The following is a 19,164-nucleotide window of genomic DNA, read 5'->3' as shown; positions in this document are numbered from 1 at the left end:
GAAAAATGGATCCATGCCGCCGTTTTGGGGCAAACTCTCTGGTTTTCAACAGTTCGACAAGGCTGCCACATGTCCTCTCCGTCTTCGGTTGATGAGCAACGGTTTCGCAAATTACTGAGTCGCAACATCAGCCTGCCTTTGGGCGTTGGCGCGATCAGCGCGGTGTTCTTCGTTTCCCTGATCAGCTATCTGCTTTCGGTGATCCAGTGGGTGGAGCACACCGACCGGGTGATCAATAACGCCAATGAGGCAGTGAAACTCACTGTCGACCTGGAAACCGGCATGCGCGGTTTCCTGCTCAGTGGTGACGAGCATTTCCTCGACCCCTACGAAACGGCCAAGCCGCGCATTAACGTGGCGCTCAACACCTTGCTCGAACTGACGGCCGACAACCCGGTGCAGACTGACCGTTTGCGCCGCTTGCAAGCCTTGCAAACCGAGTGGGCGACCTACGCGCAATCGATGATCGACCTGCAGCGCGCCAGTGGCGACTACAAGGCAGCGGTCAAGGCAGGTCGCGGCAAGCGCCTGACCGACGAGATTCGCAAACAGTTCGAAGACGTGATCGATACCGAGCAGACATTGCGTACCACGCGCAATGAAGACGTGCGGCGGACCACGATCTGGAGCATCAGCCTGTATCTGCTGTTCATTGCCGGGATCAGCGGTTTGCTGGCCTACGTCGGCCGTCGTGATCTGGTCAATCTCTCCAGCAGTTACAGCGCCAACCTTGCCGCACAACAGGCCAGTGCCGACCGTCTGGAACAGCAAGCGTGGCTGCGCAACGGTCAGACGCAATTGGCCGAGCAAGTGCTGGGGCAACTGACGCTCAATCTGCTGGGGCGCAACATTCTGCAATTCTGTGCGCAATACCTTGGCACCGCCGTGGCCGCGCTGTATGTGCGCGAGGAGCATGGCGGCCTGAAACGTGTGGCGAGCTATGGTTTTTCCCGCGAGCAGGAGGAACAGGAACAATCGATCTACAGCGGCGAAGGCATCGTCGGCCAGGTCTCGCAGCAGGCGCGGCTGATTCGTCTCGACTCCGTGCCATCGGATTACTTCAAGGTCAGTTCCGGTCTGGGCGAAGGCCTGCCGCACAGTGTGCTGGTGGTGCCGACCAGCGATGACGATCGCGTCAACGGCGTGATCGAGCTCGGCTTCCTGCGTCCGCTCTCTGACCGCGATGTAGCGCTGCTGGAACTGATTGCCGGCAATATCGGCACGTCCATCGAAGCGGCGCGTTATCGCCAGCGTTTGCAGGAAGTGCTGGCCGAAACCCAGCAGCTCAACGAAGAGTTGCAGGTGCAGCAGGAAGAGCTGAAAACCGCCAACGAAGAACTGGAAGAACAGTCGCGGATTCTCAAGGAATCCCAGGCGCATCTGGAAACCCAGCAAGTCGAGCTGGAGCAGACCAACGAGCAACTGGCCGAACAGGCCCAGACCCTGGCCGAGCAGCGCGACGCCATGGATCAGAAGAACACCGAGCTCAATCAGGCCCAGGTGCAGCTTGAAGAACGCGCCGAAGAGTTGCAGCGTTCGAGCAAGTACAAATCCGAATTCCTCGCCAACATGTCCCACGAACTGCGCACACCGCTGAACAGTTCACTGATCCTGGCCAAGCTGCTGGCGGAAAACCCGCAGGACAACCTCAGCGCCGAGCAGGTCAAGTTTGCCGAATCGATCTACTCCGCCGGCAACGATTTGCTCAACCTGATCAACGATATTCTCGACATTTCCAAGGTTGAAGCCGGCAAACTCGAAGTTATTCCGGAAAACACCAGCGTGGCGCGCCTGGCCGAAGGCCTGCGCGGTGTATTCGAACCACTGGCGGCAGACAAGAAACTGGCGTTCAGCGTCGAGCTGCAGCCTGATGCCCCGATCACGCTGTTCACCGACCGCCAGCGTCTGGAGCAAGTGATCAAGAACCTGTTGTCCAACGCCGTGAAATTCACCGAACACGGCACGGTCAGCCTGACCATCGCCGGGCAGCCGGACGATCGCATTGCCTTTATCGTGCGCGATTCGGGGATCGGGATTGCGCAGGATCAGCAGGAAAGCATTTTCGAAGCCTTCCGTCAGGCCGACGGCACCACCAACCGCAAATACGGCGGCACCGGTTTGGGCCTGTCGATTTCCCGGGATCTGGCGACGTTGCTGGGCGGTTCGATCAGCGTCAGCAGCGCACCGGGGCAGGGCAGTGCCTTTACGCTGGTGTTACCGCAGCAATACTGCGAGCCGGGTGATACGCCGGTTGCACCGCTGACCTTCAGCCCGCCGGCCTCAGCACCGGTCATTACACCTGCCGTCGCGGTTTCGCCGCTGGCGTCCGTCGATATCCCTCGGTTCAACGACGACCGCAACAAGGCACCGTTCGATACCCGCTGCATTCTGGTGGTGGAAGATGAACCGAATTTTGCTCACATCCTTTACGACCTGGCCCACGAACTGGGCTATCAGTGCCTGGTGGCCCACGGCGCAGATGAAGGTTATGACCTGGCGAAAGAGTTCGTACCGGACGCGATCCTGCTGGACATGCGCCTGCCGGATCATTCGGGCCTGACTGTTCTGCAGCGCCTGAAAGAGCATGCCGAAACCCGGCACATCCCGGTACACGTGATTTCCGTGGAAGACCGCGTCGAAGCGGCCATGCACATGGGGGCCATCGGTTATGCGGTCAAACCGACCACCCGCGAAGAGCTCAAGGACGTGTTCGCGCGCCTTGAAGCCAAGCTCACCCAGAAGGTCAAACGCGTGCTGCTGGTCGAGGACGATGATCTGCAACGCGAAAGCATTGCTCGGTTGATCGGCGATGATGACATTGAAATCACCGCCGTCGGCCTGGCGCAAGACGCGCTGGAGCTGCTGCGCACGACGATCTTCGATTGCATGGTCATCGACCTGAAACTGCCGGACATGCTCGGCAACGATCTGCTCAAGCGCATGTCTACCGAAGACATCTGCTCGTTCCCGCCGGTCATCGTCTACACCGGGCGCAACCTGACCCGCGATGAAGAGGCCGATCTGCGCAAGTATTCGCGTTCGATCATCATCAAGGGCGCCCGCTCGCCAGAGCGTCTGCTGGACGAGGTCACACTCTTTCTGCACAAAGTCGAATCGCAGTTGTCCCATGAACGGCAGAAGATGCTCAAGACCGCGCGCAGCCGCGACAAAGTCTTCGAGGGTCGTAAAGTGCTGCTGGTGGACGACGATGTACGTAACATCTTTGCCCTGACCAGCGCGTTGGAAACCAAGGGTGCAGTCGTGGTGATCGGTCGTAACGGTCGTGAAGCGATTGAAAAATTGAATGAAGTCGAGGACATCGACCTGGTGCTGATGGACGTGATGATGCCGGAAATGGACGGCTTTGAAGCCACCATGGAGATCCGCAAGGATCCGCGCTGGCGCAAGCTGCCGATCATCGCGGTAACGGCCAAGGCCATGAAGGACGATCAGGAGCGCTGCCTGCAGGCGGGCGCCAACGATTACCTGGCCAAGCCCATCGACCTGGATCGCCTGTTCTCGCTGATTCGCGTGTGGTTGCCGAAGATGGAACGCATTTAGTGGAACGTAGTCATTCCGTGGAACGAAACAGCGAAATCGAATTGCGCTTGCTGATCGAGGCCATCTACCTCAAGTACAGCTATGACTTTCGTGACTATTCCGGCGCGTCGATCAAGCGCCGGGTTCAGCATGCATTGAGCCAGTTCGAATGCGCGACCATCTCGGCTTTGCAGGAGAAAGTCCTGCACGACCCGACGGCGTTCATGCAGTTGCTGCAATTGCTGACGATTCCGGTCAGCGAGATGTTCCGTGATCCGTCGCACTTCCTGGCAATCCGTCAGGAAGTGGTGCCGTTGCTCAAGACTTATCCGTCGATCAAGATCTGGATCGCCGGGTGCAGCACCGGTGAGGAGGTCTATTCAATGGCGATCCTGCTGCGCGAAGAAGGTCTGCTCGATCGTACGATCATTTACGCTACCGACATCAACCCGCGCTCGCTGGACAAGGCCAAGCAGGGGATCTTTTCGATGGAAAACGTGCGGGCCTACACCGCCAACTATCAGCAGGCCGGCGGTCAGCGCTCGTTCGCCGACTACTACACTGCTGCGTATGGCTACGCGATTTTCGACAAGAGCCTGTGCGACAACGTGACGTTTGCCGATCACAGCCTGGCGACGGATAGCGTATTCTCCGAAACTCAATTAATTTCATGTCGTAACGTATTGATTTATTTCAATAAAAAATTACAGGATCGAGCGTTTGGATTGTTCCATGAGTCCTTGTGTCACCGTGGCTTTCTGGTGCTGGGCAGCAAGGAAACCCTGGATTTTTCCGGTTACGCCAACCAGTTCGAGCCCTTGGTGAAACAAGAACGGATCTACCGCAAATCATGAACAGTGCAGCGGATTTGCCTCGGGTCGAGGCGATTGTGGTCGGCGCTTCCGCCGGTGGGGTCGAGGCTTTGCTGACCATGCTCGGTTCGCTGCGCTCGGGGTTCGGTCTGCCGATCATCATCGTCCTGCATCTGCCGGAGGAGCGGCGCAGCCAGCTCGCCGATGTGTTTGCCCGGCGGGTCGCGTTACCAGTCACCGAAGCCATCGATAAACAGGACATTCAGCCCGGCACCGTGTATTTCGCCACACCGGGCTATCACCTGTCGGTGGAGCAGGACCGCAGCCTGTCGTTGAGCCTGGAGGATCGACTGCATCATTCACGGCCCTCGATTGATTTTCTGTTCGAGTCCGCCGCCGACGTCTATGGCCCCGCACTGGCCGCCGTGCTGCTGACCGGGGCCAATCACGATGGCGCGCGGGGTTTGGCGCAAGTCAAACGCCATGGCGGGCTGACCATCGTTCAGGATCCGGACGATGCGCAAGTCGCGACCATGCCCGAGGCTGCCCTGAAGACTCACCAACCGGATCACATACTTCCCATACGCGGCATCGGCCGTCTGCTTGTCGAGCTGGAACGAATCGCATGCTGAGTAATATTCAGGCAAAACTGCTGATCGTCGACGATCTGCCCGAGAACCTGCTGGCTCTTGAAGCGCTGATCAAACGCGAAGATCGCACCGTCTACAAAGCGCTGTCGGCGGATGAAGCACTGTCGCTGCTGCTGCAACACGAATTCGCCATGGCCATTCTCGACGTACAGATGCCCGGCATGAATGGCTTCGAACTGGCCGAGCTGATGCGCGGCACCGAGAAGACCAAGAACATCCCGATCATCTTCGTCAGCGCTGCCGGCCGTGAACTGAATTACGCGTTCAAGGGCTATGAGAGCGGGGCAGTGGATTTCCTGCACAAGCCGCTGGATATCCATGCGGTGAAGAGCAAGGTCAACGTCTTTGTCGACCTGTACCGCCAGAGCAAGGCGATGAAACAACAAGTCGAAGCCCTTGAGCAGAGCCGTCGCGAACAGGAAGCGCTGTTGCAGCAACTGCAAAGCACCCAAGGCGAGCTGGAGCAGGCGGTGCGCATGCGTGACGATTTCATGTCGATCGTCGCCCACGAAGTGCGCACGCCGCTCAACGGCCTTATCCTCGAAACCCAACTGCGCAAGATGCACCTGGCCCGGGACAACGCCGCCGCGTTCACCCTCGACAAGATGCACGCCATGGTCGACCGCGACGAGCGTCAGATCAAAAGCCTGATCCGCCTGATCGAGGACATGCTCGACGTGTCACGGATCCGCACCGGCAAGCTGTCGATCCGGCCGAGCCGGTTCGATCTGGCGCAACTGGTAGGCACGTTGCTGCAAAACTTCGCCCAGCAGATCGAAGCGGCCGAGACCGACGTCAGCTTCACGGCGGCGGAGCCGGTGGAAGGGCAGTGGGACGAATTCCGCATCGAGCAGGTGGTGTCGAACCTGCTGACCAACGCTTTGCGTTATGGCGGCAAGAGCCCGGTGCAGGTGCGGGTTTATCGCGAAGGCAATGAGGCGCGGATCGAAGTCGCGGACCAGGGCATCGGTATCAGCGAGGAAAACCAGAAACGCATTTTTCAACAGTTCGAACGGGTCTCCGCCAAGACGGTGGTGGCCGGTCTCGGACTGGGTCTGTTCATTTCCGAGCAGATCGTCGCCGCCCATGGCGGCTCCATCGTCGTCGAGAGCAAGATCAACGAGGGCGCCCTGTTTCGCGTTTGTCTGCCGCTCCAGGAAAACGGCGAAACAAACGCAACCTCTGAGTGACCACACGGTCGTATCAGCAGCTATTGACCGAACAAAGGCTTCCCATGAGCGTAGATGCACAAGATGTAGTACTCGTCGTCGAGGACGAACCGGTGATCCTGATGGTGCTGACAGACTATCTGTCAGGGCAGGGGTATCGCGTATTGCAGGCCGAAAACGGCGAGCAGGCGTTCGAGATTCTGGCGAGCAAGCCGCATCTGGACATGTTGATTACCGATTTTCGTTTGCCGGGTGGCATTTCGGGCGTGCAGATCGCCGAGCCCGCCGTCAAATTGCGCCCTGATCTGAAAGTGATCTTCATCAGCGGCTATCCGCAGGAAATCCGCGAGACCGGTAGCCCGATCACGCGTAGGGCGCCAATTCTGGAGAAACCGTTCGATCTGGACGTGCTGCAGGAGAAAATTCAGGAACTGCTGGCCTGAGGCGTCAACCGCCTCAACTCTTGATCATCTCCCGCACCTTCGCCGTCAGCAGATCGAAGGTGAACGGCTTGGTGATCATCTGCATGCCTGGGTCGAGGAACCCGCCGCGTACCGCAGCGTGCTCGGCGTAACCGGTGATGAACAGAACTTTCAGCTCTGGCCGGTATTGCCGGCCGATTTCCGCCAGTTGCCGGCCATTCATGCCCGGCAGTCCGACATCGCTGATCAGCAGATCAATGCGCTGTGTCGAGTCCAGGATCGGCACCGCGCCGTCGGCGTCACTGGCTTCGACAAATCCATAACCCAACTCACTCAATACCGCGCTGACCAGCACGCGCACGGCCGGGTCGTCTTCGACGATCAATACGGTTTCGCCTTCCACGGCATCCGGTGCCTGTTCCGTGTCCACCGGGGTGTGGGGCAGGGGCTCGCCCTGGAAACGCGGCAGATAGAGTTTCACCGTGGTGCCTTGATCGATTTCGCTTTCGATGGACACATGCCCACCGGATTGCTTGCTGAAACCATAGATCATCGACAGACCCAAACCTGTGCCCTGGCCGATGGGTTTGGTGGTGAAAAATGGATCGAATGCTCGGTTGATCACGCTCTGCGGCATGCCGCAGCCGTTGTCCATTACGCTCAACACCACGTAATCACCGGGCGACAGATTGCTGTAGGTCGCGGTGAAATCGCGATCCAGTACCTGATTACCGGTTTCGACTACAAGATTGCCGCCATCGGGCATCGCGTCGCGGGCATTGATCACCAGGTTGAGCAGGGCGCTTTCCAGTTGATTGGGATCGGCCTTGGCCACCCACAACTGCTCGTGCAGACGCATGTCCAACTGGATGCTTTCGTTTAGGCTGCGCTGCAGCAGTTCGCCCATCGATTGCACCAGCTCATTCATCTGAACAGCTTTGGAGTCCAGCGACTGCCGCCTGGAAAACGCCAGCAAACGGTGAGTCAGGCCGGCCGCGCGGTTGGCTGACGTCACGCCCAGATCGATCAGGCTGTCGAGATCTTCAGTCCGTCCACGAGCCAGTCGCCGGCGCAGCAGTTCCAGGCTACCGATGATCCCGGTCAGCATATTGTTGAAGTCGTGGGCGATACCACCGGTGAGCTGGCCGACCGCCTCCATTTTCTGCGACTGGCGCAGCGCTTCTTCGTTGTGCCGCAGTTGCGCCGTGCGTTCCTCGACTTGTTGCTCAAGGGTTTCGAGGGTTGATTGCAGGCGCCGCTCGCTTTCGCTCAGATCGATCAGGCGATCGCGAGCTTCGTACTGTCGTCGTCGCCCACGCAGGGCAGTTGTGACGAGGCTGATCAAGGTCGCCGGATGGAAAGGGCGCTCAAGGAATGTCACGTTGCCCAGTAATTCACTGAGACGCGAAGAAGGGCCCTGTTCGGATCCGCCGTGATGGGTGAGCAAGACGATCGGCAAGTCAGACCACGCCGGTTGCTGCTCCAGGTACAGCAACAGACCCTCGAGTTCCGGGCCATTCAGGGCTTCGGCGGCGATCAGCAGCAGACCGGCGCCGGGTTCCAGTTCGGCGCACAGATTCCCCAGCCCGGAAGTGATGAGGCCGCCGTAACCGGCCTCGTTGAGGATCATCAGCGCGATCTGGCTGTCGCGACCCAGGGGCGCGAGGATCAGCGCCCGTTCGGACAGCGGGACGGTGACGGTCACAAGTTGTCTTCCTTGAGCAGCGGATTGCTCGCACCGAGATACGTCGGCACGCCGCGCAATACGCCCTGGAAGGCTTCCAGCGGTTCGCCGATGGTCATGCCCTGAGGAGAAATTCGGTATTCGCGGATGGTTGATTCGTGGCTGCCGGTGCGTTTCTTGATGATCGAAATCGCCCGACGCACCTTGCCGAGGGCTTCGAAGTAGCGCAACAGGATGACCGTGTCGGCCAGATACGTGATGTCCACCGGAGCCTGCATGTCGCCGACCAGACCGTGCTGGGCGACGGTCATGAAGGTCGCGGCACCTTTGCGGTTCAGGTACAGCAGCAGTTCATGCATGTGCAGGACCAGCGCATTTTCTTCCGGCATCGCAGCCTGATAGCCGTTGATGCTGTCGATCACCACGGTCTTGATGTCGCCCTCATCGACGCAGCGCCGTACCCGATGGGAGAACTCGCCGGGTGACAACTCGGCAGCGTCTACTTGTTCGATCAACAGATTGCCGGTGGCTTGCAGGGCCTTGAGGTCGATGCCGATGTTCTTCATGCGTTCGAACAGCAGGCCGAGCTCTTCATCGAAAATGAACAGCGCCGCTTTTTCGCCGCGAATCACTGCGGCGGAAGCGAAGATCATCGATATCAGCGATTTACCGGTGCCGGCCGGGCCGAGAATCAACGTGCTGGAGCCGGTTTCGATCCCGCCGCCCAGCAGCGCGTCCATTTCGTTGATGCCGCTGGTCAATTGCAGGCGCGGGTAATCGCCGCGATGTTCGGCCGCCACCAGACGCGGAAAGACGTGTACGCCATCACCCATGATGGTGAAGTCATGAAAGCCGCCGCGATATTTCTGGCCGCGATACTTGATCACCCGTACACGTCGGCGTTCGGCGCCGTAATTGGGGGTCAGCTCTTCCAGGCGGATGACACCGTGAGCCACGCTGTGCACGGTCTTGTCGAGGGACTCTGTCGTCAGGTCATCCAGCAGCAGTACCGTCGCGTCATACCGTACGAAGTAGTGCTTGATCGCCAGGATCTGCCGGCGATAACGCAGGGAGCTTTGCGCCAGCAGGCGGATCTCCGACAGGCTGTCGAGCACCACCCGGGTCGGTTTGAATCGCTCGACCACCTCGAAAATCTGCTTGGTGGCTTCGCCCAGCTCCAGATCAGAGGAGTACAGCAGGCTCTGTTGATGCTCGGCGTTGAGCAGGCTTTCCGGTGGTGTCAGCTCGAAAATCTCGATGTTGTCGTTCAATTCCCAGCCGTGTGAGAGCGCACCTTGGCGCAGTTCGCGCTCGGTTTCGGAGAGGGTGATGTACAAACAGCGTTCGCCGGCACGGGCTCCCGCGAGAAGAAAATGCAACGCGACTGTGGTTTTACCTGTGCCGGGCTCGCCCTCCAGCAGGAAAACATGACCACGAGACAAACCACCGGCCAGAATGTCGTCCAGACCTTCGATGCCCGTGGCGGCTTTTGCGCTGATCAACTCGTTCGATGTAGACAAAAAATGCCCTCTCATAACTAGGGGAAACGAGGCAGCGGGAGGTGTACGCCTTTGTGGGCTGCCTGTTTACTTGACCCTTTGCCGAGATGGCGGTTCCGAATTTCTTGCGCGATGTGTCGAGGATGCTGTCAGAAGTCGCTCAGAGGCCCTGCTGCAGAGACGGGTCGTCAGGGTTCATCTGTTCGAGCTGGGCCAGCAGAACCTGCACGTTCTGCAATTGACCACTTTCCTTCCAGTAGTTGATCAGCAGTACCCGCGCCTTGCGGTCGGCAGGGTGACGCTGGACGATTTCCTGCAACTGTTTCTGCGCTGCTTCAAGTTCCTCGGCGCTGTGCAGTGTGGTGGCGAGGTCGTAACGATAGTCCTTGTTGTCAGGCTCCAGTTCCACGGCTTTGGACAGACCGAGCAGGGCGAATTCGCGTTGATCGTGATGCAGCAGCCATAGGCCCAACGCATGTTGCAGATAGGCCGAGTCCGGTTGCGCTTTCAATTGTCTGGCCAGTAGCTGTCGGGCTTCATCGCTTTGGCCCTGGCGGTCGAGCACTTCGATCTGCATCACCAGCGCCGGCAGGTTGCCGGGATCCAGCTTCAAGGTTTGTTCAAGCGCTTCCTGTGCTTGTTTGAGCTCGGCGTTGTGCAGATGCAGTCGAGCCAGCTGTACGAAATTGGCGGCACTTTCCGCTTGGCTTTTCAGAGCCTGTTCCCAACTGTCGATGCCTTGCTGCAACGGTGCGAAGTACAAGCCCAATTGATCCGGGGACAATCCGAGCAGGGCGTTGATCGCCGCAAACCGAACGTTTTGGTCTTCATCGTCGAGCAAAGGGCCGAGCAACAGACTGCGCTGGCCGCCCGGCACCAGGCCGGTCACGCTCCTGATCGCCGCCATTCGTACATCGGGGGATTCGTTCTGCAGATCGGCATCCGCCAGTTTCAACGCTTGCGGGCTCGGGTAGTTCGGCAGTTCGGCGTGCAGCCAGACACGCCGCTTGACCGACAGGTCCGGGCGCCCCAGTTGTTGGTACAAAACCCGAGCCGCGCCCGGTTGGCCGGCTCGGGCCGCGCCCAGCGCTTCACTGTAGCCATGCTTGATCGCTTCCGGCACCACGGAAACGGTGCTGCGCAGGGACAGCCATGCAACCAGGAGGACAAGCACGAGGCCAAGACTGATGAGCAAGTAGCGGCGGGACTGAGGCATGCAGGTATCCGAAGCTTTCATATTGTCGCAGAGGGGGCAAGCTTCGGTCAGCTGACGCTGTGAGTCAAACACTCTGCCCGATATCACTCACTACTAATGATGAATCGCCCTACATCATCTGTCGGCACTGGAAGCCGTCGAGCTTTCGATGCAGTGACTACGCTTGGTGAAGTTCCCTCGACGAGTGTGTCCATGCAAGCCCTGCTCAATTATTTCAAGGCAGTGATCCAGCCCGGCCAGGCGGTGCTGCTGTTTGCCCTGCGCACCGTCGCCGCCGGGCTGCTGACGTTGTACCTGGCGTTTCTGTTCGATCTCGATCAACCCAAGTGGTCGATCATGGCAGTGGTCATCATCAGTCAGCCATTAGCCGGGATGGCGTTGGCCCGCAGTTTCGGTCAGGTCATCGGCACCACGCTCGGGGCTGCCGTGGCGGTGTTGATCATGGCGATCTTCCCTCAGGCGCCTCTACCGTTTATCACGACCCTGGCGTTGTGGCTGGCGTTGTGTACAGCTGGCGGCACCTTGCTGCGCTACACCAGTTCGCAGGCGTTCGTACTCAGTGGCTACACCGCCGTGGTGGTGGCGCTGCTGGCGATCCCGGATCAGGACGGGACCTTCCTGCTGGCAGTTACCCGGGTCACTGAAACCTTGTTGGCGGTGGCTTGCGTCTGTGTCGTCAGCCTGCTCACTGCGCGTCCCGAGGCGGTTTCGCGCAACTACTTCGCGAAAGTCGATCAGGTCATCAAACTGGTGGCCACCCACGCCGCCGCGGTGATTCGCACCGAAGAAAGCGAAGCCGAATTCCAGCGCCGGCAAATGCAGCTGCTCGGAGAAATCAGTGCGTTGGAAGGCTTGCGTCGGCATCTGTATTTCGATGCCCCGCGCCTGCGCAGTGCCAACAATCTGGTGTTGATGCTGGGCAATCAACTGATGCTGCTGACGTCGCGTCTGACAGCACTGCGTCATCAGCGTCAGTTGCTGACCGAGCGCTGGGACGGCGATCTGCCGTTGGAGGTTCAGCGCTTGCGTGCCGACGAGCTGGCGTTTCTTGATCAATTGTCGCAGTACGGACGTTCACTGCCGGAAGACATGAGGCATCAACTGATCGCCCTGCAGCAACAATTCGAAGCGCTGGCCTACAGGGCTGAACAACTGACCGAAGACATGAGCGCGACCCTGCGTTCGCTGGCATGGGCACTGCGCTGGGAGCAGGCGCGGCTACTGCAACAACTGGAGCAGATCCTCGAACTGAGCGAAGCGATACAGGACGGGCGGGAGGCCAGTTGCATGTTTCGCGGCCAGTCCAGTCCGTTGCACCTGGATTTCACCCTGGCAGCGATGAACGCCATTCGGGCTTTCAGCGCGTTGCTGGTGGCCGGGCTGATCTGGATCGAAACCGCCTGGGACGGGGCGCGTGGCGGGATGATTCTGGTGGGAATTCTCTGTTCACTGATGGCGACGTTCCCGCGCCCCTTGATCGCCGCACAGAGCTACGCTCGCGGATTGGGCCTGGCACTGGTGGTTTCGGCGCTGTATCAGTTCATGCTGGTGCCGGCGGTCAACGATTTCGAATGGCTGGCGCTTTTACTGGCGCCTTTGCTCTATGTGATCGCGGTGGGGCTGGCCAGCCCGGCCACAGCGGGCATTGGCATGGGGCTGGGCTTGTCGAGTTTCCTGATGCTCGGCCCACAGAACGTCGGCACCGGGCAGAACACCGCCATTCAATGGTTCGAGTTTGCCGGTGCCTATGTGAGCGCGGCGATGCTGGCTCTGATCGTCTATGCGTGGATCTTTCCGTTCCGCCCGGTGTTGCGAATCCGCCGGTTCTACAACGAAGCGCGGGAGCAGGTGTATCAACTGACGAAAGTCTCTCCTACAGACGAAGAGCAATTCGCGTTCGAAAGCCGCATGGTCGATCGCCTGACAACCATGCTGGGGCTGTTGCCGGCAGCCAGTGATCCGGATATGCAACGACGATATGAAATCAGTCTTGCCTGTGTGGCAGTCGGCGTCGCCATCCATCAGCTCAGACAACAGGTGCAGGGTAACGCCTTGCTCACGGACGCTTTCGGCCAACAACTGATGGCCGCCTTGCGCCAGACCGGCCGCTTCGTCGCTGGCCGTCCGGATGTGCACCTGCCAGCCTTGCTGACTACGCTGCATGCACTCGGTGACCAACTGGATGAATTGCATGCCGCCACGCACGAGCACCTGTGGTCAGTATTTCGCATGCGCGTGGCGCTGTTGATCGTCGTCGCGTTCCTTGAGCGTCATGGTGAGTATCTGCAAGACAACGCACCAGAAGGAGAACCCGTCCTTGCCCATTGATTTCGAGGTCGGTGGTGTCTATCTGCCGCCAATCGCCCAGGCGCTGATCCTCGCCATACCAGTCTTTCTATTATTGGACTGGGTATTGCGTCGTCTCGGCGTCCTACGACTAGTCTGGCATGAAGCTCTGTTCGAAGGTGCGTTGTACGCCTGTGTGTGCGCCACACTGATCTTGTTGATGGGAGCCTGATGCCTTGAAGACGCTGCTCACTCGATTGACGACATTGGCCGTGGTGCTGTTGGCCATCGTGCTCGGCTGGTTCGCCTGGGAACATTACACCCGCGCGCCGTGGACGCGAGATGCGCGGGTGAGGGCGGATGTCGTGACCCTGTCGGCGGATGTCTCGGGGCGTATTGTCAGTCTCGCGGTGCAGGACAACCAGCATGTCGACAAAGGCCAGTTGTTGCTGGAGATCGACCCGGCTCGCTACAGCCTGGCGGTCGAACATGCAAAACGTTCGGTTGAGGTGGCCAGGGCCACACTCGGCCAGTCCCGTGCGGCCATCGTCGCCAGTGAGGCGTTGCTCAAGCAACGCGAGAGCGAAGAACGGCGCAGACGCACGCTCAAACAGGGCTTTGCGATTTCGGGGGAAGAGTGGGAAAAGTCCAGCACCGACGTGGCCGTGGCCCAGGCTGACCTGTTGCGTAACCAGGCCAATCTCGGTCTGGCGGAAGCCAACGTGCAGTTGGCGATTGCCGCACTGACCCAGGCCGAGCTGGACTTGCAGCGCACCCGTGTCGAGTCGCCGGTCAGCGGCTATGTCACCAACCTGTTGACCCGTCAGGGCGACTACGCGGTGGCTGGCGGCGCGCTTCTGGCACTGGTGGACAGCGACTCGTTCTACGTCAGTGGCTATTTCGAGGAAACCAAACTGCCAAGGATCGAAGAGGGCGACCGGGTGCGAATTGAATTGATGAGTGGCGAAAAATTTGGCGGCACCGTGCAAAGCATCGCCTTCGCCATTGCCGACCGGGAAAACGCACCGGGAAGTCGATTGCTGGCCAACATCAACCCCAGCTACACCTGGGTGAAGCTTGCGCAGCGAGTGCCCGTACGAATCGGGATCGACCCGGACTACGCCGGCAAGGGGCGTTTGAGGGCAGGCACCACGGCGACCGTAACGGTGCTGGAAAACCCTGAAAGACAGGCACAAAAAAGCCCCGCGACCGAATGATACGCGGGGCAAAGAATTTGGTTGGTTGCGGCCAACCAAAGGAGCTCTTTAAAAAACTGTTACTTGCTGGCGACCGTTTCTGGCTGCCAACCGCCACCCAGGGCCTTGTAGATCGAGACGATGCCGCGATACAGATCCACTTCGGCCTGGGCCTGACTGTCTTCAGCGTTCAAGCGTTCACGCTGGGCGTCGAGCAGCACGAGGAAGTCGGTGGTGCCTTCGCGATAGCGAATTTCAGCCAAATCGGCAGCCTTGCGGCTTGATTCGCTCTGGCGGATCAGCGAGATCAAGCGTTGCTGGCGTTTGCCGTAGTCGCTGAAAGCGTTTTCCGATTCTTCCAGGGCCAGTAGCACCTGTTGCTCGTAAGTTGCCAGTGCGCCTTCGGCATCGGCATCGGCACCGCGCAAACGGGCCCGCACGCTGCCAAGGTCGAACGCTGCCCAGGTGATGCTCGGGCCCAGTGCCCAGGCGTTGGCCGCCGAGGAACCGATCTGCGAACCTCGCCCAGCCGTCCAGCCGAGGAAGCCGCTGAGGCTGACGCGAGGGAACAGATCGGCCTTGGCCACACCGATACGTGCGGTAGCGGAAGCCAGCTTGCGTTCGGCGCTGAGGATGTCCGGGCGACGTTGCAGCAGTTCGCCCGGATTGCCGATCGGCAATGCCTTGGCGATGGCTGGCAAGTCTTTCGGGCTCAGGTCGACGGTCAGTTTGTCCGGACGCTCGCCCAACAAGGTCGCAATGCGGTTTTTCTGCCGAACCTGCTCGGCCTGCAATTGCGGCACGCTGGCCTCGACCGCTGCCAGACGTGCATCGGCACGCTCGACATCGAGCTGATCGCCAACGCCGGCGTCACGCAGGCTGATGGTGATCTTGCGCGACTCCTGCTGGTTCTCCAGGTTGGCCACAGCGATCTTTTCCCGCAGTTGCGCACCGCGCAGTTGACCGTAAGCGTCCACCAATTCGGCAATCATGGTGACTTGCAGCTGGTACAGATCCGCTTCGGCAGCCTGCTGGTCAGCGTCGCTGGCTTCCAGATTGCGCTGGATGCGGCCAAACAGATCGATTTCCCAGGCCATGTCCAGACCCAGGTCATAGCGTTCGCTGTTGACCCGTTTGGTGGTCTGGCCGGGGATTTGTCCCTTGGCCAGATCGCTGCTGGCGCGGCTGGTGATGGTTGGCATGGCGTCATTGCTGACGTCGTCGCGGATCGCCCGTGCGGCTTTCCAGCGAGCGAACGCCACGCGTAGTTGGCGGTTACCTTGCAGCGATTGAGTCACCAACTGGTTGAGGGTCGGATCGTCGAATTGTTGCCACCAGATGCCTTCGAACTTCGAACGGTCAAAATTCTTCTGGCCGGCGGCGCCGTCGGTGGCGGCCGTGATGTTGGCCGCCTCCGTGGCTGGGGTCTTGTAGTCGGGGCCGACTGCACAGGCGCTCAGGGCCAGTACCAGCAGGCTCGGCAGGAAGACTTTCAGACTCATTGGTGCGCCTCCAGTGGCTTTGGAAGATTGTGCGCTTTGGCCGCTTTGCGAGCCTCACCGCGTTCCACGAAGTTGCGGATCAGTACATAGAACACCGGCGTCAGCAGCAGACCGAAGAAGGTCACACCAAGCATCCCGGAGAACACCGCCACACCCATGGCATGACGCATCTCGGCACCGGCACCGCTGGAGAACACCAGTGGCACCACACCCATGATGAACGCGAACGAGGTCATCAGGATCGGCCGCAGACGCAGACGGCAGGCTTCCAGTACAGCGGCCAGCGGGTCGAGACCTTCTTGCTGTTTGTCCTTGGCGAACTCGACGATCAGAATCGCGTTCTTACACGCCAGGCCTACCAGTACTATCAAGCCGATCTGGGTGAAGATGTTGTTGTCGCCGCCGGAGATGATCACACCGGTAATGGCCGACAGCAGGGTCATCGGTACGATCAGGATCACCGCCAGTGGCAGGCTCCAGCTTTCGTATTGAGCGGCGAGCACCAGGAACGCCAGCAATACGCAGAGCGGGAACACGAACAGCGCGGTGTTGCCGGACAGAATCTGCTGATAGGTCAGGTCGGTCCACTCGTAGGTCATGCCGTTCGGAAGTTCATCCTTGAGCAGTTTCTCGATGGCTTTTTCGGCCTGGCCAGAGCTGTAGCCCGGGGCTGCGGCACCGTTGATTTCAGCGGTGATGAAGCCGTTGTAGTGCATCACGCGATCCGGCCCCGAGGTGTCGCTGACCTTGATGAAGGTCGCCAGCGGGATCATTTCGCCCTTGTTGTTGCGTACTTTCAGCTGGCCGATCTGGTCGGATTCGAGGCGGAACTGTTGCTCGGCCTGAACGTTGACCTGATAGGTGCGCCCGAAGCGGTTGAAGTCGTTGGCATACAGCGAACCCAGGTAGATCTGCAGGGTGTCGAAGATGTCGCTGACGGCCACACCGTGGGTCTTGGCTTTTTCGCGGTCGATGGCAGCATCGACCTGCGGCACGTTTACGGTGTAGCTGGTGAACAAGTTGGCCAGTTCCGGAACGTTATGGCTCTTGGCAATGATATTCATGGTTTCCTTGTACAGCTCTTCGTAGCCCAGGTTGCCCCGGTCCTCGATTTGCAGGCGGAAACCACCAATGGTGCCCAGACCTTGTACCGGCGGCGGCGGGAAGATCGCCATGTAGGCTTCCTGGATACCGGCGTACTTGCCGTTCAAGGCACCGGCAATCGCACCGGCGGACATGCTCGGGTCTTTACGCTCGTCGAACGGTTTCAGGGTCACGAACACAATGCCGGCGTTCGGGCTGTTGGTGAAGCCGTTGATCGACAGGCCCGGGAACGCCACGGCGCTTTCCACGCCTGGCTGTTTCAGCGCCAGGTCAGACATGCGCTTGATCACGTCCTCGGTGCGGTCCAGGCTCGCGGCGTCCGGCAGTTGCGCGAAGGCCACCAGGTATTGCTTGTCCTGGCCGGGTACGAAACCGGTCGGGGTGCTGGAGAAACCGAAGAAGGTCAGCACCATCAGGCCTGCGTACAGGAAGAGGGCGATGCCGCTGCCACGGATGACTCGGCGCACGGTACCGACGTAGCCATGGCTGGCACGGTCGAAGAAACGGTTGAACGGACGGAACAGCCAACCACCGAAGATCTTGTCCAGCACTTTGGAGAAGCGGTCTTTCGGTGCGTCATGGCCTTTGAGCAACACAGCGGCCAGCGCTGGCGACAGGGTCAACGAGTTGAAGGCCGAGATCACCGTCGAGATCGCGATGGTCAAGGCGAACTGTTTGTAGAACTGACCGGTGAGGCCGGAGATGAACGCTGCCGGAATGAACACCGCACACAGCACGAGGGCCGTGGCAACGATCGGGCCGGTCACTTCACCCATGGCCTTTTTGGTCGCATCGAAGGGATTGAGCCCCAGTTCAATGTTCCGCTCGACGTTCTCCACCACCACGATGGCGTCGTCCACCACGATACCAATCGCCAGTACCAGGCCAAACAGCGACAAGGCGTTAAGCGAGAAGCCGAACAGGTGCATTACCGCAAACGTACCGATCAACGATACCGGCACCGCCACCAACGGAATGATCGAGGCGCGCCAGGTCTGCAGGAACAGAATCACCACCAGTACCACGAGGATCAGCGCTTCGAAGAGGGTGTGAACCACCGCTTCGATGGATCCGCGTACGAAGATCGTCGGGTCATAGACGATGCTGTAGTCCATGCCTTGCGGGAAGCCTTTCTTCAGCTCTTCCATCTTGCCGCGAACTTCGTTCGAGATTTCGATGGCGTTGGAGCCCGGGCGCTGGAAGATCGGGATCGCTACGGCAGGCTGGTTGTTCAGCAGCGAACGCAGGGCGTATTGGCTGGAACCCAGTTCAACACGGGCGATGTCCTTCAGACGAGTGATTTCACCGTTGTCGCCAGCGCGAATGATGATGTTCTCGAACTCTTCCTCGGAGACCAGACGGCCCTGAGTGTTGACCGACAGCTGGAAGCTCTGGGCATTCGGGGCAGGAGGCGCGCCCAGTTGGCCGGCGGCCACCTGACGGTTCTGCTCACGAATGGCGGTGACCACATCAGTGGCAGTCAGATTGCGCGAAGCAGTCTTGTTCGGGTCGAGCCACACACGCAGCGAGTAGTCGCCCATACCGAACAGCTGCACGTCACCGACACCACCAAGACGAGCAAGCTCATCCTTGATGTTGAGGATCGCGTAGTTGGACAGGTACAGCATGTCGTAGCGTTTGTCCGGCGAGGTCAAGTGCACAACCATGGTCAGGTCGGGCGAAGCCTTGTCGACGGTGATACCGATGCGCGTCACTTCTTCTGGAAGCTTCGGCTCGGTCCGGGTCACGCGGTTCTGTACCTGCACCTGCGCATTGTCCAGGTCAGTGCCCAGGGCGAAGGTGATGGTCAGGGTGATTTTGCCGTCAGCGGTCGACTGCGAGGACATGTACAGCATGTTCTCGACGCCGGTGATGGCCTGCTCCAGTGGAGCCGCCACGGTTTCACCGATGACTTTTGGGTTGGCGCCCGGGAAGTTGGCACGCACCACCACGGTGGGCGGCACGACTTCCGGGTATTCGCTGATCGGCAACTGGAACAGCGAGATCGCACCGGCGATCAGGATCAACAGCGAAAGCACCGCTGCGAAGATCGGCCGTGAAATGAAGAATTGGGAAAAATTCAT

The 19,164-nt window shown here is 59.6% G+C and carries 13 protein-coding genes; 8 read left to right on the top strand and 5 right to left on the bottom strand.

The window, feature by feature from the left end; genetic code table 11:
• Positions 1-69: 69 nt before the first annotated feature.
• The 5 genes from JJN09_RS06040 to JJN09_RS06020 are packed head-to-tail and all read left to right on the top strand — an operon-like array spanning position 70 to position 6,614.
• Positions 70-3,561: a response regulator gene (locus tag JJN09_RS06040; protein ID WP_249486259.1), complete on the top strand. Its 3,492-nt coding sequence runs from the start codon at positions 70-72 to the stop codon at positions 3,559-3,561.
• The gene (locus JJN09_RS06035) at positions 3,561-4,394 is read left to right on the top strand and encodes a protein-glutamate O-methyltransferase CheR (protein WP_249486258.1); all 834 of its coding nucleotides are present in this window, start codon (positions 3,561-3,563) and stop codon (positions 4,392-4,394) included. Before JJN09_RS06040 ends, JJN09_RS06035 begins: the two co-directional genes overlap by 1 nt.
• On the top strand, positions 4,391-4,984 hold the full coding sequence (locus JJN09_RS06030) for a chemotaxis protein CheB (protein WP_249486257.1): 594 nt from the start codon (positions 4,391-4,393) through the stop codon (positions 4,982-4,984). Before JJN09_RS06035 ends, JJN09_RS06030 begins: the two co-directional genes overlap by 4 nt.
• A complete protein-coding gene (locus JJN09_RS06025; protein ID WP_249486256.1) occupies positions 4,978-6,192 on the top strand; it encodes a hybrid sensor histidine kinase/response regulator in 1,215 nt (404 codons plus the stop codon). Before JJN09_RS06030 ends, JJN09_RS06025 begins: the two co-directional genes overlap by 7 nt.
• Before the next feature lie 44 nt (positions 6,193-6,236).
• The gene (locus JJN09_RS06020; protein ID WP_007954537.1) at positions 6,237-6,614 is read left to right on the top strand and encodes a response regulator; all 378 of its coding nucleotides are present in this window, start codon (positions 6,237-6,239) and stop codon (positions 6,612-6,614) included.
• Between the two features lie 13 nt (positions 6,615-6,627).
• On the opposite strand, the gene JJN09_RS06015 is transcribed toward JJN09_RS06020, so the two are convergent.
• From JJN09_RS06015 to JJN09_RS06005, 3 genes are all read right to left on the bottom strand, one after another.
• A complete protein-coding gene (locus JJN09_RS06015) occupies positions 6,628-8,298 on the bottom strand; it encodes an ATP-binding protein (RefSeq protein WP_249486255.1) in 1,671 nt (556 codons plus the stop codon).
• Positions 8,295-9,797: an ATPase domain-containing protein gene (locus tag JJN09_RS06010; protein WP_249486254.1), complete on the bottom strand. Its 1,503-nt coding sequence runs from the start codon at positions 9,795-9,797 to the stop codon at positions 8,295-8,297. The genes JJN09_RS06015 and JJN09_RS06010 overlap by 4 nt, the downstream gene beginning before the upstream one ends.
• A 139-nt stretch (positions 9,798-9,936) precedes the next feature.
• Positions 9,937-10,992, bottom strand: coding sequence for a tetratricopeptide repeat protein (locus JJN09_RS06005; RefSeq protein ID WP_249486253.1), 1,056 nt, complete (start codon positions 10,990-10,992; stop codon positions 9,937-9,939).
• Between the two features lie 192 nt (positions 10,993-11,184).
• On the opposite strand from JJN09_RS06005, the gene JJN09_RS06000 reads away from it, so the two are divergent.
• Genes JJN09_RS06000 through JJN09_RS05990 form a run of 3 tightly spaced genes read left to right on the top strand, consistent with a single transcriptional unit; the run spans position 11,185 to position 14,495 of the window.
• Positions 11,185-13,320: an FUSC family protein gene (locus JJN09_RS06000; protein WP_249486252.1), complete on the top strand. Its 2,136-nt coding sequence runs from the start codon at positions 11,185-11,187 to the stop codon at positions 13,318-13,320.
• Positions 13,310-13,510 carry a DUF1656 domain-containing protein gene (locus JJN09_RS05995; RefSeq protein WP_096820375.1) on the top strand — a complete coding sequence of 67 codons (201 nt, stop codon included), beginning with the start codon at positions 13,310-13,312 and terminating at the stop codon, positions 13,508-13,510. Before JJN09_RS06000 ends, JJN09_RS05995 begins: the two co-directional genes overlap by 11 nt.
• 4 nt (positions 13,511-13,514) lie before the next feature.
• Positions 13,515-14,495, top strand: a complete 981-nt coding sequence (locus tag JJN09_RS05990) for an HlyD family secretion protein (protein ID WP_249486251.1) — start codon at positions 13,515-13,517, stop codon at positions 14,493-14,495.
• 59 nt (positions 14,496-14,554) lie between these two features.
• On the opposite strand, the gene JJN09_RS05985 is transcribed toward JJN09_RS05990, so the two are convergent.
• Both JJN09_RS05985 and JJN09_RS05980 read right to left on the bottom strand, forming a co-directional pair.
• Positions 14,555-15,976, bottom strand: a complete 1,422-nt coding sequence (locus JJN09_RS05985; RefSeq protein ID WP_249486250.1) for an efflux transporter outer membrane subunit — start codon at positions 15,974-15,976, stop codon at positions 14,555-14,557.
• A complete protein-coding gene (locus JJN09_RS05980) occupies positions 15,973-19,164 on the bottom strand; it encodes an efflux RND transporter permease subunit (protein WP_249486249.1) in 3,192 nt (1,063 codons plus the stop codon). The genes JJN09_RS05985 and JJN09_RS05980 overlap by 4 nt, the downstream gene beginning before the upstream one ends.

The organism is Pseudomonas sp. HS6 (assembly GCF_023375815.1).
Lineage (GTDB): Bacteria > Pseudomonadota > Gammaproteobacteria > Pseudomonadales > Pseudomonadaceae > Aquipseudomonas.
This window is presented reverse-complemented; position numbering and strand designations above follow the sequence as displayed.

Excerpts from the sequence above, each read along its gene's own strand:
- JJN09_RS06040 (WP_249486259.1), top strand. The coding sequence starts at position 70 with ATGTCCTCTCCGTCTTCGGTTGATGAGCAACGGTTTCGCAAATTACTG.
- JJN09_RS06030 (WP_249486257.1), top strand. The coding sequence starts at position 4,391 with ATGAACAGTGCAGCGGATTTGCCTCGGGTCGAGGCGATTGTGGTCGGC.
- JJN09_RS06025 (WP_249486256.1), top strand. The coding sequence starts at position 4,978 with ATGCTGAGTAATATTCAGGCAAAACTGCTGATCGTCGACGATCTGCCC.
- JJN09_RS06020 (WP_007954537.1), top strand. The coding sequence starts at position 6,237 with ATGAGCGTAGATGCACAAGATGTAGTACTCGTCGTCGAGGACGAACCG.
- JJN09_RS06005 (WP_249486253.1), bottom strand. The coding sequence starts at position 10,992 with ATGCCTCAGTCCCGCCGCTACTTGCTCATCAGTCTTGGCCTCGTGCTT.
- JJN09_RS06000 (WP_249486252.1), top strand. The coding sequence starts at position 11,185 with ATGCAAGCCCTGCTCAATTATTTCAAGGCAGTGATCCAGCCCGGCCAG.
- JJN09_RS05985 (WP_249486250.1), bottom strand. The coding sequence starts at position 15,976 with ATGAGTCTGAAAGTCTTCCTGCCGAGCCTGCTGGTACTGGCCCTGAGC.
- JJN09_RS05980 (WP_249486249.1), bottom strand. The coding sequence starts at position 19,164 with ATGAATTTTTCCCAATTCTTCATTTCACGGCCGATCTTCGCAGCGGTG.